Genomic DNA, 14,342 nt, shown 5'->3' on the forward strand with positions numbered 1-14,342 from the left:
CTCTATAGGGGGATCGCAAAAAAGGGTAGGGGGTCGGAGTCACGTTGCGTGGGAGGAGTCCCGCCGGGCGACGGCGATGCGGTTGCGGCCGGAGCGTTTGGCCTCGTAGAGCGCCATGTCCGTCACTGCCAGCCAGCTATTCTCCGTCGGCCATTCGCCGCGCAGTTCTGCCACGCCGAAGCTTGCGGTGACGCGCAGCGAAGGTGAGCCGGGCATGTCCGTCGCGGCGATCGCATCGCAGAAGCGCTGGGCTGCCTTGGTGGCGTCTTCCTCTCCGGTTTCAGGCAGCAGGATGCCGAATTCCTCCCCGCCCAGCCTACCGAGCGAATCGCTGGGCCGCTGCAAGCCGGCGCAAAGCTGGGCGATGCCCCGGATCACCTGATCGCCGGCGGGATGACCGTGCGTATCGTTGATCCGCTTGAAATGATCGATGTCGAACAGAAGCAGGCTGGCGGGCCGCTGATGGCGATCGAACAGGGCGATGGCGCGGTTCAGTTCATGGAGGAAAGCGCGGCGGGTAAGCGCGCCTGTCAGATGGTCGCGCTCCGCGATCCGGCGCAATTCCAACTGCTCGACCACCAGCGCCGCCAGATTGCGGAGGATGGCGATCTGGCCGGGGTCGAACTGGCGCGGCACCGTGTCGATTGCGCAGAGCGAGCCGATATTATAGCCGTCCGGCGTCTCCAGCGGGATGCCGGCATAGCTGCGGATATTGGGATCGCCGGTGACGAGCGGATTGTCGCAAAAGCGCGCATCCTCCAGTGCGTCGGTGACGACCATCGGGGCACGATCGCGGATGGTATGGTCGCAAAAGGCAATGTCGCGCGGCGTTTGCCCGCTATCCAGCCCGGATATCGCCTTGAACCATTGCCGGCCCGTATCCACCAGGGAAACGGCTGAAATCGGCACGCCCAATATGCTGCGGACCAGGTCGGTGATGCGATCGAAAGAGGGTTCTCGCGGTGTGTCCAGAATTTCGTAGCGATGCAGCGCGGCCATGCGCGCCGGTTCGTCCATGAGCTTGGGATCGGGCATTGCCAAGGCACCTCAATTGGTGGCGCAGTCACTACTGCGTCCCGCGACTCTCTTTCTTATCCTCTGATAATCGCTCGGGGATATTTAACAAAGTTTTGGCAAAGGCATCATGCCTCATTCCTCGCCGAACTTGTCCTCGACCAGCGTGACCAGCTTGCCCAGCGAATCAACGGCTTCCGGGCCGGTGGCGCTGATCGTGATGGAATCCCCCATCGCTGCGCCCAGCATCATCAGGCCCATGATCGACGTCCCGGTGACTTCGCTGCCATCCTTGCGCACGGTGATCTGGGCGGGAAGGCCGCTGGCTAGGGTCACGAATTTGGCGCTCGCGCGAGCGTGCAGGCCGCGCCTGTTGCTGATCCTGACTTCCTGGCTGACTTCGCTCATGTAGTGCTACCCAACAGTTCCGACGCAACGCTGATATATTTCTGCCCCGCTTCCCGCGCCGCGGCAACGGCCTGCCGCACGTCCATGACCTTGCGCGCGCTTTCCAGGCGGATCAGCATGGGCAGGTTGATGCCCGCGATCACTTCGATCTCGCCGGCCTTCAGCAGCGAAATGGCAAGGTTGGACGGGGTGCCGCCGAACAGATCGGTCAGCAGGATCACGCCGGACCCGTCATTGACGCGCTCGACCGCACCGGCAATGTCGGCACGGCGCATCTCCATATCATCCTCCGGGCCAATGCAGATGGTCTCGATCTGCTGCTGCGGACCGACGACATGCTCCATCGCGACGACGAATTCCGTCGCCAGCGCCCCGTGGGTGACGAGTACCAGTCCTATCATCTTGCTTGCGTGGCCCACCTGTTTTTCATGATATTGCTTTCGGGCCTCCCGGTCTGCGCTTCTCCAGGGCATCCTGGGGCGCTGATTCCATATTGCGGTGCGAGACCGTGGGCGAAAAGCCCGCGTCTTGCAAGTATCTCGCGACACGTTCGGCGACATGGACCGAACGGTGCCGCCCGCCGGTGCAGCCGAACGCGACGGTAATATAGCTTTTTCCGCCTTCCGCATAACGGGGCAGCAGCAGCGCCAGCAGTTGCTCGATCCGTTGCAACGCCTCCTCGTAGGCGGGATCGTCCATGATATAGGCAGCGACATCGGGATCGAGCCCGGTCTTGGGCCGCAGCGCCTCCTCCCAATGCGGATTGCGCAGGAAGCGCATGTCGAACATCAGATCGGCGTTGAGCGGAACCCCGCGCGAGTAACCGAAGGACAGGATGGTCAGGACCGGGTCGGAAAACCCCTCCCGCGCGAAGCGGTTGCGGATTTCCTGCTGCAACGCATTGCTGCTGAGACTGCTGGTGTCGATCACCTGGCTGGCCCAGCGGCGCAGCGGCTCGATCAGTTCGCGCTCGCGGGCGATGCCATCGGCGGCGGGGCGGTCGGCGGCCAGCGGGTGGCGGCGGCGTGTCTCGGCAAAGCGGCGTTCCAGCTCCGCGCCCGAACAGTCCAGGAACAGTGTCTCGACATCATGGCCATAGCGGGTCCGCAGCGCCTTGATGCGCTGGACGATGGCCCCTGCGTCGAAACCGCGCGTTCGCGCATCGATGCCGAGCGCCAGCGGACGGTCGTCCCCTTCGTCATGGCCGTGCGGAAGCGGAGTGCCCAGCAGCCGATCGAGCAGCACCAGCGGCAGATTGTCCACCACCTCCCAGCCCATATCCTCCAACGTCTTGAGCGCGGTGGTCTTGCCAGCGCCCGACAGGCCGGAAACGAGCAGGATGGTCTTCGGCGAATCGGGGTTCACGACGGCCCCATGCTCTTGAGGCCCATATTCCTGACCGCCAGTTCGACCTTGATCGGCGCGGAAGCCTCGAACGGCGCGAGCCGGACCACCGGCACATCGATCCCGGCAATCGCCCGCATCGCGGTATCCAGCGGCATGCGCTCGACGGCATCGCTGAGGTCGACGGCCAGCGCGACCGGCGCATTGTCGGCATGGGGGACGTCGATCAGGCCCAGGCCGCGCACTTCCATCATGCCGACGATCCTGTCCGGCGCGCGCGCAAACAGGCGGCCTTCAATCTCCAGCACGCGGGTGTAATCGTCGCTCACCAGCACGGCGCCACGGTCGATCAGCCGCAGCGCCAGGTCGGACTTGCCCATGCCGCTCGCGCCGCAAAGCAGCACGGCGCGGCCGTCGATCGCCACGCTCGTCGCATGCAGGGTTTCGGAAGAGGGTGTCGACGCCATATCGCCTTATCGCTTTGCCGCCATATTAGCTCTTGTTGGCGCTGGAGAAAATCGAATTGAGAGGGAAGAGTCCCAATTCAGAGCACCGTGCGCGAAGGGACGGCAAGCATCATTCTGACACCATGCCCGGGTCCCGTTCCACCGCCATCGGCAGGCGCAGGATGAAGCAGGCGCCGCGCTGCGCATTTTCCCGGTCGGCGATGCTGATCTTGCCCTGATGGCCCTCCACGATGGAGCGCGCGATGGCGAGGCCCAGGCCCGAATGTTTGCCGAACGCTTCATTTTCCGGGCGGACGCTGTGGAAACGGCGGAAGACATGCTCGCGTTCGGCCCGAGGGACGCCCGGCCCCTCGTCCTCGACGCTGACCATGACTTCATTATGGGCGACGGTGGCGACGATCTGGACCAGCCCGCCATCGGGGGAGAAGGACACCGCATTGTCGATAAGGTTGTCGAGCACCCGGATGATCCGCTGTTCCTCGCCCAGAACCACCGCGACATTCTTGCGCGGCCGGGCGAAGGCCAGCCGCACGCCGCGCGGCACGCCCCGCGCCTCGCGGGCGACGACCATCTTCTCGATCAGCAGGCCGAGGTCGATCGGCTCGAAGCGGGTGCGGGAAAGCTGGGCGTCGATGCGAGAGGCTTCCGCGATGTCGGTCACCAGCCGGTCGAGCCGCCGCACATCATCCTGCGCGATCGCCATGAGCTGGGCGCGAAGCTCCGGTTTGTCGACGCGGTCAAGCGCATCGAGCGCGGACCGGAGCGAGGCGATGGGGTTTTTGAGTTCATGGCTGACATCGGCGGCGAAGGCGTCGGTGGCGTCGATCCGCTGGCGAAGCGCATGGCTCATGTCGGACAGGGCGCGGGCCAGCATGCCGATTTCATCGCGCCTGTCGGGCAGGCGCGGCACGGTGACTTCGCGGGCCCGGCCGAGGCGCACACGGACCGCCGCGCGGGCGAGGCGCTGGAGCGGCCGAACGATGGTACGCGCGAGGAACAGCGACAGCAGCACCGAGGCCAGTACCGCCGCCGCGAGCACCATGCCCAGGCGGAACCGCTCGGCCCGGACGGTGCGGGTGATGTCGCGGGCATTTTCCGTGGCGAGCAGGCTGGTCCCGTCCTTCAGGCCCACGGCGGCGGAGATCATGAAGGTGCGATCGGGCGCATAGCGATTGAGCGCCTGCGTCTGTCCGGTCTTGCGGACCATGACGAGTTCCGGCCAGGCCTGCGCCCGGTCGATCGCCGGCTCCTCGAAATTGGGCGGCCGGTCGGCGGAAACGATACGGTCGATCGCCTTGTCGAGGAAGCGGGCGACATGGCGTTGCCATTCTTCCTCCTCCGGCAGACGCAGGCGATAGCGCGGCGCGTTCATTGTGAAGCTGTCCGCGATGAGGCGCCCGTCGGCATCATAGCGGCGGACCCGGTCTTCGGTCTGTCGCGCATAGGCGGCGATCAGGTCATTCTGCCGATCCGCCGGGGCGTTTTCCAGGGCGATGGCAAGCAGCTTCAGTTCGCGCGCCGACTGGTAGAGCCGATCGTCGACGATGCGGGTGCGATAGCTGTCGAGATAGAAGAAGCCGCCCGCCAGCAGCGCCAGCGCGAACACATTTACCGCCAGGATGCGCGGGGTCAGGCTGATCCGGCCGGACCAGTTCCTCCCCATGCTCCCGTCAGACCTCTTCGGAGAAACGGTATCCGGCGCCATAGAGTGTATCGATCGCGTTGAATTCGGAGTCGACTTCGCGGAACTTGCGGCGAAGGCGCTTGATGTGGCTGTCGATGGTGCGGTCGTCGACATAGACGTCATCCTGATAGGCGGCATCCATCAACTGGTTGCGGTTCTTGACCACGCCGGGGCGGGTGGCGAGCGTTTCCAGAATCAGGAATTCGGTCACCGTCAGCGTGACGTCGCGGCCATTCCATTTCACCCGGTGGCGCGCAGGGTCCATTTCCAGGCGGCCGCGGACGATCGGTTCGGCAACCGGCTCATCGGGCAGGCTGTCGGTGCGGCTGAACTCGGCGCGGCGCAGGATGGCCCGGATGCGCGCGATCAGCAGCCGCTGGGAAAAGGGCTTCGAGATATAGTCGTCCGCGCCCATGGCGAGACCCAGCGCCTCGTCCAGTTCATCCGCCTTGGAGGTCAGGAAGATGACGGGCATCTGGCTTTTCTCACGCAGCCGCCGCAACAGTTCCAGCCCGTCCATTTGCGGCATCTTGATGTCGAATACCGCCAGATCGGCGGGATTTTCGACCAATGCCTTCAGCGCGGCCTCCGGGTCGGAATAGAGGCGCGTCAGGAATCCCTCAGTCTGCAACGCGATGGATACAGAGGTCAGGATATTCTTGTCGTCGTCCACCAGAGCGATGGTTGCGGTCATGCCTTGTCCCAAAATCGTCCGGCCAGAAGCCTCTGCCAGAACCGTCCGTCAGCCAAATGCGGCCTGTGAGACCCAAGCGTTAGACGATGCCGCCTGCCGTCGCAAGGAAGGCTGAATGAGGCGGGTTATGCGGTGTAGCCGTGGGAATTCGGGATAAATGCAGCCATGGGGCCGTTTGCCGGGATTTGACGCATCATCAGCAAACGCTTATTGCCCTTGTGTCTGCAGCAAACGGCGGCACGCGGCTTGAAGCCCGCGGCGCCCAGAGGCGGACCGGCCGTAAACATGATAAGATGGCGGCCGGACATAATGATATTCAGGAGCAAAGGCGTGCAGGCCAAATCCTCTTTCACCCTGGATCAGCAGGGCATTTCTACTCAGGCTGTTCAATATTGGAATCTGGGCACCGCGCCCCTGGTCGAAGCCGCGCTCGCCAATGGCGAAGGCATTTTGGCGAAGGACGGCCCGCTGGTTGTCAAGACCGGCAAGCATACCGGCCGCAGCGCCAGCGACAAGTTCATCGTCAAGGATGCGGAAACCGAATCCACCGTCTGGTGGGGCAAGACCAACGTGCCCATGACGCCCGAACATTTCGCGGCGCTCAAGGCGGACTTCTTCGCCGCGCTGGGGCAGAAGGACAAGCTCTACGTCGCCGACCTGTTCGGCGGCTCGCAGCCGGAGCATCGCGTGAAGGTGCGCGTGATCAACGAACTGGCCTGGCACAATCTCTTCATCCGTACCCTGCTGGTCCGCCCGGCGGCCGAGGAACTGCCGGACTTCGCGCCGGAATATACCATCATCGACCTGCCGACCTTCAAGGCCGATCCGGCCCGCCACGGCAGCCGCAGCGAGACGGTGATCGCGGTCAACTTCACCGAAAAGCTGATTCTGATCGGCGGCACCCGCTATGCCGGCGAGATGAAGAAGTCGGTCTTCGGCATCCTCAACTATCTGCTGCCGACGCATGGCGTGATGCCGATGCACTGCTCCGCCAATATCGGCCCTAACGGCGACACCGCCGTCTTCTTCGGCCTGTCGGGCACTGGCAAGACCACTTTGTCGGCCGACGCCAGCCGCACGCTGATCGGCGATGACGAGCATGGCTGGTCGGATACCGCCGTCTTCAATTTCGAGGGCGGCTGCTATGCCAAGATGATCAACCTGTCGGCCGAGGCCGAGCCGGAGATATTCGCCACCACCAAGCGCTTCGGCACGGTGCTGGAAAATGTCGTGATCGACGAGGAAACCCGTGAGATCGACCTGGACGACAACAGCCTGGCCGAGAACAGTCGCGGCTCCTACCCGATCGATTTCATCCCGAACGCGTCGGAAAAGAATCTGGGGCCGGTGCCCAAGAACATCATCTTCCTGACAGCGGATGCCTATGGCGTGCTGCCGCCGATCGCGCGACTGACGCCGGACCAGGCCATGTATCACTTCCTGTCGGGCTATACGGCGCGCGTCGCGGGCACCGAGATCGGCGTGACGGAGCCTTCGGCGACCTTCTCGACCTGCTTTGGCGCGCCCTTCATGCCGCGTCACCCATCGGTCTACGGCAATCTGCTGAAGGAGCGGATCAACAAGGGCGGCGTGACCTGCTGGCTGGTCAACACCGGCTGGACCGGCGGCAAATATGGCGTCGGCAATCGCATGCCGATCAAGGTCACGCGCGCGCTGCTCAATGCCGCGCTCGACGGCAGCCTCAACAATGTCGAATTCCGCGTCGACCCCAATTTCGGCTTCCAGGTGCCGGTCGCGGTGCCGGGCGTGGATTCGACCATTCTCGATCCGCGGGCGACCTGGGCCGACAAGGCTGCCTATGACGATACCGCCGCCGGTCTGGTGAAGCAGTTCGTCGACAATTTCGCCCAATTTGTGGATCATGTCGATGAATCGGTGCGCGACGCGGCACTGACGGCTGCCTGACGGCAAGATCATTTCGGTCGGGATCGGGAGGCCGGGGGCATGTTTCCCCGGCCTCTTTTTCTTTCGGCCGGCGTGACAGGATGCTATGCTGGGGTAAATTTCAGCGGGATCCGTGTCATGGCTATGTTTGACGATATTCTGGGCAATATGGGTGGTCTGGAGGCGGTTGCGGCGAAGATCGGCCTTCAGCCCGACCAGATGCAAGCATTGATGAGTGAAATCGGCGGCAAGATCGCATCGGGCGAGACGGATGTCGCGGCCTTGGCGACGACGGCGGCCGAACATGGCGTGTCGGCCGACAAATTGCAGGAGCTTTTTGCGCATTTTGGTGGACCCGAAGCAATCCTGTCGAAGATTGGTGGGCTGTTCGATCGCGATGGCGACGGTAATCCGCTCAATGAATTGGGCAGTCTGGCCAAGGGTCTGTTCGGTTAGGCATCGCTTATCGCGTTTGAACAACGGCTTTTGCTTACCTGTTGTTGATCGGTCCTTTATACCGATCTTGGGGTATGTCTTTCGTTGGGTAATTGATTATGGCGCTGTTGCGGGATCGAGCCTATGGGTGCTCGGGGGCAAGGGGACATCGCCATGGTCGGGAACATGCTGCGGAATGGAGCGGTCGTTGCAGCCTTGTGGGGCGGCAACGTGCAGGCGCAGGAGCATTTTTTGAGGATGGAAGGATTGCGGGAGGGGCCATGCCCGCATGGCAGCGCCCTGGCGGTGGCGCGTCTCGCTGACCTGCCCTGTTGTGTCCCGGCCCGGCGTGCTGCGCGCATTTGCCCGCGGGCTTGAACGGGACGGCTGATCGTCAGCTTTCGCACAGACAAGTTTTTTTCGCCTTGCCTTCGCGCGTCCCAAGGGGCATTCGCGCTGCATGCTTATTGCGAAGCCCACGCAACTGACGTTCGTTGGAGCGCCGGTCGTCCTGGATTTGGCAGGGGAAAAGGTTTTGAACGACGTGACGATCGAAAAGCCGGTGCTGGAACCGACCGGTGCGCTCTCTGTGGAAACCGTGCTGTCCGTGAGGCATTGGAACGAGCATCTGTTCAGCTTCCGGATCACGCGGCCGGCGAGCTTCCGCTTCCGTTCGGGCGAGTTCGTCATGATTGGCTTGCAGGGGGACAATGGCAAGCCGCTGCTGCGCGCCTATTCGGTGGCCAGCCCCGCCTGGGACGAGGAACTGGAGTTCCTGTCGATCAAGGTGCAGGACGGCCCGCTGACCTCCAGGCTCCAGCTGATCCAGCCGGGCGACCAGATTTATCTCGGCCGCAAACCGACCGGCACGCTCGTCACCGATGCGCTGCTGCCGGGCAAGCGGCTGTTCATGCTCTCGACGGGCACGGGCCTGGCGCCTTTCCTCAGCCTGGCGCGCGATCCGGACGTATACGAATTTTACGAGCAGGTCGTCATCGTCCATTCGGTTCGCCGGGTCAGCGACCTGGCCTTCCATGATGAGCTGTCGGGCAAGCTGGCGGACGACCCGCTGGTGTCGGAGCAGGCGGCGGCGCAGTTTCACTATGTGCCGACCGTCACGCGTGAGCCGTTCCGCAACAATGTGCGGATCGACAAGCTGATGGAAACGGGCGCGCTGTTCGACGGCATTCCTGGCGAACGGAGGTTCAACCCGGAAACCGACCGGATCATGATGTGCGGCAGCATGGAGATGATCAAGCAGTTCGGCGCCTATTTCGAGGAGCAGGGCTTTGCCGAAGGTTCCAATGCGGCGCCCGGTGCCTATGTGATCGAGCGCGCCTTCGTCGGCTGATCATTTTCCGAACGATGAGAAAAAAGGGCTGGCGGCGACGCCGGCCCTTTCTGCTTTCAGGCGAGCTCGACCGTCAGGACCGAGGCTTCCGCGCCGGTCACCCGGACCCGTGTGCCAGCCGGAGCGTCAGGGCCGCGGCAGGACCAGACGCTGTCGCCTACCTTCACACGGCCGCGACCATTGTCGATCGGTTCGACGACAGTAACGATCTCGCCCACCAGCCGAGCGGTGCGGTCGTTGAGCAGCGGGTCCTGCGAGTCCACGGGATGGGATGTGTACCAGCGGCGGCCGCCCCAGACCGAGACCAGGCAGAGAAAGGCAAACAGCAGCAATTGCAGCGGCAGCGAGATCGGCAGGACCAGGGCGACAAGCCCCGTCACCGCCGCCGCCAGCGCAACCCAGATCAGGAAGACCCCCGGCATCAGCACCTCGGCCATGCTGAGCAGTGCCGCGAAGACCAGCCAGCCCCAATGATCGTCCAGCAGGGCAAGCCAGGCCATCAGCCCTGTCCCGATCCGGACGATCCCGATCCGGACGATCCCTGGCCTGACGATGCCTGCCCGAAAGGTCCGCGCCGGGGCGGGGCGGGCGGCGCCGGGGGCGTCTCGCCGCCCAGCGCGTCTTTCGCCAGCGCGCCGATACCTCCCAACGTGCCGATCAGTTGGGTGGCCTCGACCGGGAAGAGGATGGTCTTGGCATTGGGCGAGGTGGCGAACTGGCTTACGGCCTCGACATATTTCTGGGCGACGAAATAGTTGATCGCCTGGGCATTGCCCGATGCGATGGCTTCCGACACCATCTGGGTCGCCTTGGCTTCGGCTTCGGCCTCACGCTCGCGGGCCTCGGCGTCGCGGAAGGCGGCCTCGCGGCGGCCCTCCGCCTCCAATATCTGGCTTTGCTTCTGCCCTTCGGCCTTCAGGATTTCCGATGCGCGCAGCCCTTCCGATTCCAGGATCAGGGCGCGCTTCTCACGCTCGGCCTTCATCTGGCGGCCCATGGCGTTGACGATATCGGCGGGCGGGCGGATGTCCTTCAACTCGACGCGGGTGATCTTGATGCCCCAGGCGTTGGTGGCGTGATCGACCACGGAGAGCAGGCGGGCATTGATCTCGTCGCGCTTCGACAGGGTTTCGTCGAGGTCCATCGACCCCATCACCGTGCGCAGGTTGGTGGTGGCGAGCTGCATGATCGCGACATAGAGTTCCGACACCTCATAGGCCGCCTTGGCCGCGTCCAGCACCTGGAAGAACACCACGCCATCGACCGACACCATGGCATTGTCCTTGGTGATGATCTCCTGCCCCGGTATGTCGACCACCTGTTCCATCATGTTGATCCTGCGGCCCACCGCGTAGAAGAAGGCGGGGTAGAAATTGAGGCCGGGGCGGGCGACTTCGGTGAAGCGGCCGAACCGCTCGATCGTATATTGATAGCCCTGGCGGACCACCTTGACGCTTACCGCCAGATAGAACAGCACCAGCATCGTGACCGTCAGTGCGAATGTCGTGAGCATCAGCTTCCCTCCCCGAATTCCCTTGGACTATGCCGGGAAATCATTAACGGGAAAAGCGAAAGAGAGAGGAGTTTCATCATGTTGTTGCGCCATGCCCGTTCGCTGCTGTTCCTGCCGGCCTCGAACCCGCGCGCGATCGCCAAGGCGCGGACCCTGCCCTGCGACATGGTGATCCTGGACCTGGAGGATGCCGTGCCCGCCGACCGCAAGGAGGAGGCGCTGGCCGGCGCGGTCGAGGCCGTTGCGGAGGGTTTCGGACGGCGGCTGTCGGCGGTGCGCATCAATGTCGAGGGCGCGCCCACCCATGGCCGGGAAATGGTGGCGCTCAAGGCGTCCGCCGCCGATTACGTCGTGCTGCCCAAGGTCGAAAATCCCAAGCAGGTGAAGGATGTGTTCAGCGTCTGCCAGAAGCCGGTGATCGCCATGATCGAAAGCGCCGTGGGCGTGACGGCGGCGCAGGCGATCGCCGCGGGGGAGGGCTGTGCCGGGCTGTTCATGGGCAATAACGATCTGCGGCAGGATCTGGGGATCCCGCCTGCAGCCGGGCGGGACGGGCTGTCCTTCTCGCTCCAGGCGGTCATATTGGCGGCACGCGCGGCCCGGATCGCGGTGTTCGACGGCGTGTTCAACCGGCTGGACGACGAGGCGGGGTTCGAGGCGGAATGCGCGGCGGGGCATGTCCTGGGTTTCGACGGCAAGACGCTGATCCATCCGAGCCAGGTGCCCGTCGCCAATCAGGTCTTCGGTCCCGATGCGCAGGCGGTGGCGGATGCGCGGCGGCTGATAGAGGCGGCGACCGGCGGCGCGGAGCGTTTCGAGGGGCGGATGATCGAGAGCATGCATGTCGAGGAGGCAAAGGCGCTGATCGCGCGGGCGGAAGCCGCCGGGGAATGAAGCCGCCCTTGGGTGACATAGGTGACACGATGAGGGGTGACTCGACAGGGGGTGCGTGACGGTCGGGTTTTTCCGGCCGGTTTCCGATTGACCTGTCAAAGAACCGCCAGCGTCATAGCGCTGCTGCCGGAGTGTAGGACAGCGAAAAGTTCGGGATTCCCGACCGGCAGGCACGTCTTTCCGCCATCGTTTCGGGTGCGGCAATTTTGCAACTGTCAAGCGAATAAAAATGGCAATTTCGTGGCAAAATGTTAATATTTGCTGAGCGGGGTCTTGGGTGAGTCTGCGAGGTCCATCATGTCCAGGTTGCGGATGGCGGCGAGTGCCGCCTGCTGTTTTGGCGCGCTCTTTTTCGGCGGGGTTGCGGCGGCGGGGGAGGCGCGGTGCTGGCAATCCTATGAAATAGAGGCGGCGCGGGTCAGGGATTTACAGGTCATGCTGATGCTGGGGTCCCTGAAATGCCGGGCGGCCAACAGCGAAATCACGGGAAAATACGACAAATTCTACGAAAAGACGGGGCAGCTCGATAAATATAACAATGCGCTGAAGCTGCATTTCATGCGCGAGAACGGCATATCCGGCGGGCAGGATGCCTATAATGACTTTGTGACGAAGCTGGCCAACAGCCATTCCACCGGCATGCAGTCGGCGGGCTTTTGCCAGATGGCCGACACGCTGCTGACCCTGGCGGTCAGCGCGAGCGAGGCCGACATTCCCGTTCTGGCGCGGAATTTTTCGGAAAGACCTGCGGGCGTCGGTGATCTGTGCGAGGCCCCTGCCGCAGCGGCGGTCACCGCCGCCCCGGTCCCGGCGGTCGTTGCCGATCCGCCTGCCGCGGCGCCGGTCGCCGTGGCCCAGGCGGCTCCTTCGGCGCCCGCCGCCGCTGCCGCCGCCCCGGTGACGCCGCAATCGGCCGCTGCGGCGCTGGAGGCGGCGGCTGTCGCGCTGCAATCGGCTGCCGCATCGCTCAAGGCGCAGCCGGTTGCGCCCGCCGACGGAGCGGCGGCCGTCAAGCCGACCCTGGTAGTGGACGCCGAGCCGGTGAGTTGAAGCCGATAGTCCCGCCCGAAGAGCGCCGCGCCCAAGGGGAGCGCGGCCTCTCAACGCCGTTCATATTTCCAGTTCCGTCCCTTGCCCTCCGCAATCCACAGGACGGCTTGCGCGATGCGTCTGGCGCGGGTGGCGTCGCTCTTCGCCTCGCCTATCCATTCGCAATAATCGCGGATCTTTCCCGGAGGAAAGGTGGCCCAGACCGTGGCGGCGGCGGGATGGGCGTCCATGGCGGCCGCGAAGGCGGGGTGAAGGGGCAGCGGCGCGCGCCTTTCCCGCGGACCCGACCGGGGTTTGTCGCCCGCGTCGATCAGCGCCATCGCCCTGGCGACCAGCGCCTCGATTTCCGGGTCGGCCGGAAGGTCCGCCAGGCAGGTGATGCGGCCGAACTGGCCCATGGCGTCATGGCTGGCGTCTTCCCGCGCCAACTTGTCGTGCCAGAAGCCGAAGGCGACATGGCCCTTGAACCCTGCCATGTTGCAGAGATTCCGGCCCCTGTAGGTGAAGAAGGGCATGCCCCATTTGATCGCCTCCCCCAGATCGGGGCAGGCGCTGTGCACCCGTTCGCGCAAATGGACCAGGACGGGCTGCGCGAAGGCGGCCTGGCGGGCGATATAGGCATCGACGCCGGGTTCGCGCGCCATCGCCCTAACCCTGCCGGTGGCGGGCGGTCAGCAGATAGTTGATCGCCTTGCTGGACGAGAGGGTGAAGCCGTAGCGCGGGTCGAAGCTGATCCCGCTGGTGTCCGTGACCTCCAGCCCCGCATCCTCCAGCAGCTTCGTCAGTTCCTGGGGGTTCAGGAATTTGTGCCAGTCATGCGTGCCCCTGGGGATGCCGCCGATGCTTTCGCCGATGGTGATCATGGCGAGGCGGGAGAGGGGGGTGCGATTGGGCGTGGACATGACGAGCAGGCCGCCGGGGGCGAGTTTCGCCGCCAGCGCGGCGGCAAAGGCGGCGGGATCGGCGACATGTTCGATCACCTCCATCGAGGTGACGAGGTCGAATCCGCCAGCGTCCAGTTCTTCCACCGGGGTGGCGCGATAGTCGATGACGAGGCCCTGGCCGTGCGCATGGGCGCGGGCCACCGCGATATTTTCCTCCGCCGCGTCGAGCGCCGTCACGGCAGCGCCCAGGCGGGCGAGCGGTTCGGCCAGCAGGCCCGCGCCGCAGCCGACATCGATCGCGCGCTTTCCCGCCAGGGGCCGGAATCCGCCGCTTCCCTGCGGCCAATGCCGGTCGATCGCCGCGCGGATATAATGCAGGCGCACCGGGTTCAGCTTGTGCAGCATGGCGCTCGACCCGTTGGGATCCCACCAGTCGGCGGCCATCGTCCCGAAATGCGCGGCCTCGCGCGGGTCGATGGTGGAGGGTGCTTCACTTGCCATATTTGTTTCCGCTGCTAATAGGGGCGCCGTTTTCTGGACTGCCCGGCATTTCGTTCATGTCGGAACGAGTCACCTGCCTCGTTTCGACCTGCAAAGCGCGATTTTCTGTGTTTCGGTGCTCACGGACATGAAGTCCGCTGCGCTCCGATGCTCGAAAATCCCACTTTTCGGCTCCAACCGAACGAAATGCCGGGCAG

Annotated in this window: 16 protein-coding genes; 5 read left to right on the plus strand and 11 right to left on the minus strand. The window is 64.3% G+C overall.

All coding sequences use genetic code 11. The annotated features are described in order from the left end of the window. Nucleotides 1-39: 39 nt before the first annotated feature. The 7 genes from MJ601_RS10495 to MJ601_RS10525 all read right to left on the minus strand — a co-directional run bounded on the left by MJ601_RS10495 (nt 40) and on the right by MJ601_RS10525 (nt 5,611). Complete coding sequence (locus MJ601_RS10495; protein WP_242126069.1) at nt 40-1,035, minus strand: sensor domain-containing diguanylate cyclase; 996 nt, start codon at nt 1,033-1,035, stop codon at nt 40-42. A gap of 114 nt (nt 1,036-1,149) precedes the next feature. Next, entirely contained in the window at nt 1,150-1,422 is a 273-nt protein-coding gene (locus MJ601_RS10500; RefSeq protein WP_242126071.1) for an HPr family phosphocarrier protein, read from the minus strand. Next, nucleotides 1,419-1,823 carry a PTS sugar transporter subunit IIA gene (locus tag MJ601_RS10505; RefSeq protein WP_192665690.1) on the minus strand — a complete coding sequence of 135 codons (405 nt, stop codon included), beginning with the start codon at nt 1,821-1,823 and terminating at the stop codon, nt 1,419-1,421. The genes MJ601_RS10500 and MJ601_RS10505 overlap by 4 nt, the downstream gene beginning before the upstream one ends. 25 nt (nt 1,824-1,848) lie before the next feature. Then, nucleotides 1,849-2,787, minus strand: a complete 939-nt coding sequence (gene rapZ, locus MJ601_RS10510; RefSeq protein ID WP_242126073.1) for an RNase adapter RapZ — start codon at nt 2,785-2,787, stop codon at nt 1,849-1,851. Further along, on the minus strand, nt 2,784-3,233 hold the full coding sequence (locus MJ601_RS10515) for an HPr kinase/phosphorylase (protein WP_242126076.1): 450 nt from the start codon (nt 3,231-3,233) through the stop codon (nt 2,784-2,786). Before MJ601_RS10515 ends, rapZ begins: the two co-directional genes overlap by 4 nt. 109 nt (nt 3,234-3,342) lie before the next feature. Continuing rightward, complete coding sequence (locus MJ601_RS10520) at nt 3,343-4,938, minus strand: stimulus-sensing domain-containing protein (protein ID WP_242126078.1); 1,596 nt, start codon at nt 4,936-4,938, stop codon at nt 3,343-3,345. After that, entirely contained in the window at nt 4,904-5,611 is a 708-nt protein-coding gene (locus MJ601_RS10525; protein ID WP_242126080.1) for a response regulator transcription factor, read from the minus strand. Before MJ601_RS10525 ends, MJ601_RS10520 begins: the two co-directional genes overlap by 35 nt. A gap of 330 nt (nt 5,612-5,941) precedes the next feature. On the opposite strand from MJ601_RS10525, the gene MJ601_RS10530 reads away from it, so the two are divergent. The 3 genes from MJ601_RS10530 (at nt 5,942) to MJ601_RS10540 (ending at nt 9,302) form a co-directional block, all read left to right on the plus strand. Next, complete coding sequence (locus tag MJ601_RS10530; protein WP_242126082.1) at nt 5,942-7,537, plus strand: phosphoenolpyruvate carboxykinase; 1,596 nt, start codon at nt 5,942-5,944, stop codon at nt 7,535-7,537. Between the two features lie 117 nt (nt 7,538-7,654). Beyond that, entirely contained in the window at nt 7,655-7,972 is a 318-nt protein-coding gene (locus MJ601_RS10535) for a hypothetical protein (RefSeq protein ID WP_348635572.1), read from the plus strand. A 514-nt stretch (nt 7,973-8,486) separates the two neighbouring features. Further along, the gene (locus tag MJ601_RS10540; RefSeq protein ID WP_242126085.1) at nt 8,487-9,302 is read left to right on the plus strand and encodes a ferredoxin--NADP reductase; all 816 of its coding nucleotides are present in this window, start codon (nt 8,487-8,489) and stop codon (nt 9,300-9,302) included. A 56-nt stretch (nt 9,303-9,358) separates the two neighbouring features. Here MJ601_RS10540 and MJ601_RS10545 read toward each other — a convergent pair whose 3' ends face one another. Both MJ601_RS10545 and MJ601_RS10550 read right to left on the minus strand, forming a co-directional pair. Continuing rightward, the gene (locus MJ601_RS10545; protein WP_242126087.1) at nt 9,359-9,802 is read right to left on the minus strand and encodes an NfeD family protein; all 444 of its coding nucleotides are present in this window, start codon (nt 9,800-9,802) and stop codon (nt 9,359-9,361) included. Further along, entirely contained in the window at nt 9,802-10,815 is a 1,014-nt protein-coding gene (locus MJ601_RS10550; RefSeq protein ID WP_242126089.1) for an SPFH domain-containing protein, read from the minus strand. Before MJ601_RS10550 ends, MJ601_RS10545 begins: the two co-directional genes overlap by 1 nt. Before the next feature lie 78 nt (nt 10,816-10,893). Between MJ601_RS10550 and MJ601_RS10555 the strand changes: the two genes are divergently transcribed. Together MJ601_RS10555 and MJ601_RS10560 are read left to right on the plus strand one after the other, a co-directional pair. Then, nucleotides 10,894-11,709, plus strand: coding sequence for an HpcH/HpaI aldolase/citrate lyase family protein (locus MJ601_RS10555; RefSeq protein WP_242126091.1), 816 nt, complete (start codon nt 10,894-10,896; stop codon nt 11,707-11,709). 297 nt (nt 11,710-12,006) lie between these two features. Then, nucleotides 12,007-12,759 (plus strand): hypothetical protein, encoded by a 753-nt coding sequence (locus tag MJ601_RS10560; RefSeq protein WP_242126093.1) that lies wholly within the window; start codon nt 12,007-12,009, stop codon nt 12,757-12,759. 50 nt (nt 12,760-12,809) lie between these two features. Here the strand turns inward: MJ601_RS10560 and MJ601_RS10565 are convergent, their stop codons facing one another. Then, a complete protein-coding gene (locus MJ601_RS10565; protein WP_242126095.1) occupies nt 12,810-13,403 on the minus strand; it encodes a YdeI/OmpD-associated family protein in 594 nt (197 codons plus the stop codon). A gap of 4 nt (nt 13,404-13,407) precedes the next feature. After that, nucleotides 13,408-14,145: a bifunctional 2-polyprenyl-6-hydroxyphenol methylase/3-demethylubiquinol 3-O-methyltransferase UbiG gene (gene ubiG, locus MJ601_RS10570; RefSeq protein WP_242126097.1), complete on the minus strand. Its 738-nt coding sequence runs from the start codon at nt 14,143-14,145 to the stop codon at nt 13,408-13,410. Between the last annotated feature and the right edge of the window lie 197 nt (nt 14,146-14,342).

Origin of the sequence: Sphingobium trunci (genome assembly GCF_022664535.1) — a bacterium.
Taxonomy (GTDB): domain Bacteria; phylum Pseudomonadota; class Alphaproteobacteria; order Sphingomonadales; family Sphingomonadaceae; genus Sphingobium.

Coding starts and splice junctions, on each gene's coding strand:
- MJ601_RS10500 (WP_242126071.1), bottom strand. CDS start 1,422: ATGAGCGAAGTCAGCCAGGAAGTCAGGATCAGCAACAGGCGCGGCCTG.
- ubiG (WP_242126097.1), bottom strand. CDS start 14,145: ATGGCAAGTGAAGCACCCTCCACCATCGACCCGCGCGAGGCCGCGCAT.
- MJ601_RS10560 (WP_242126093.1), top strand. CDS start 12,007: ATGTCCAGGTTGCGGATGGCGGCGAGTGCCGCCTGCTGTTTTGGCGCG.
- MJ601_RS10520 (WP_242126078.1), bottom strand. CDS start 4,938: ATGGCGCCGGATACCGTTTCTCCGAAGAGGTCTGACGGGAGCATGGGG.
- MJ601_RS10555 (WP_242126091.1), top strand. CDS start 10,894: ATGTTGTTGCGCCATGCCCGTTCGCTGCTGTTCCTGCCGGCCTCGAAC.
- MJ601_RS10515 (WP_242126076.1), bottom strand. CDS start 3,233: ATGGCGTCGACACCCTCTTCCGAAACCCTGCATGCGACGAGCGTGGCG.
- MJ601_RS10505 (WP_192665690.1), bottom strand. CDS start 1,823: ATGATAGGACTGGTACTCGTCACCCACGGGGCGCTGGCGACGGAATTC.
- MJ601_RS10550 (WP_242126089.1), bottom strand. CDS start 10,815: ATGCTCACGACATTCGCACTGACGGTCACGATGCTGGTGCTGTTCTAT.
- MJ601_RS10565 (WP_242126095.1), bottom strand. CDS start 13,403: ATGGCGCGCGAACCCGGCGTCGATGCCTATATCGCCCGCCAGGCCGCC.
- MJ601_RS10545 (WP_242126087.1), bottom strand. CDS start 9,802: ATGGCCTGGCTTGCCCTGCTGGACGATCATTGGGGCTGGCTGGTCTTC.
- MJ601_RS10495 (WP_242126069.1), bottom strand. CDS start 1,035: ATGCCCGATCCCAAGCTCATGGACGAACCGGCGCGCATGGCCGCGCTG.
- MJ601_RS10535 (WP_348635572.1), top strand. CDS start 7,655: ATGGCTATGTTTGACGATATTCTGGGCAATATGGGTGGTCTGGAGGCG.
- MJ601_RS10525 (WP_242126080.1), bottom strand. CDS start 5,611: ATGACCGCAACCATCGCTCTGGTGGACGACGACAAGAATATCCTGACC.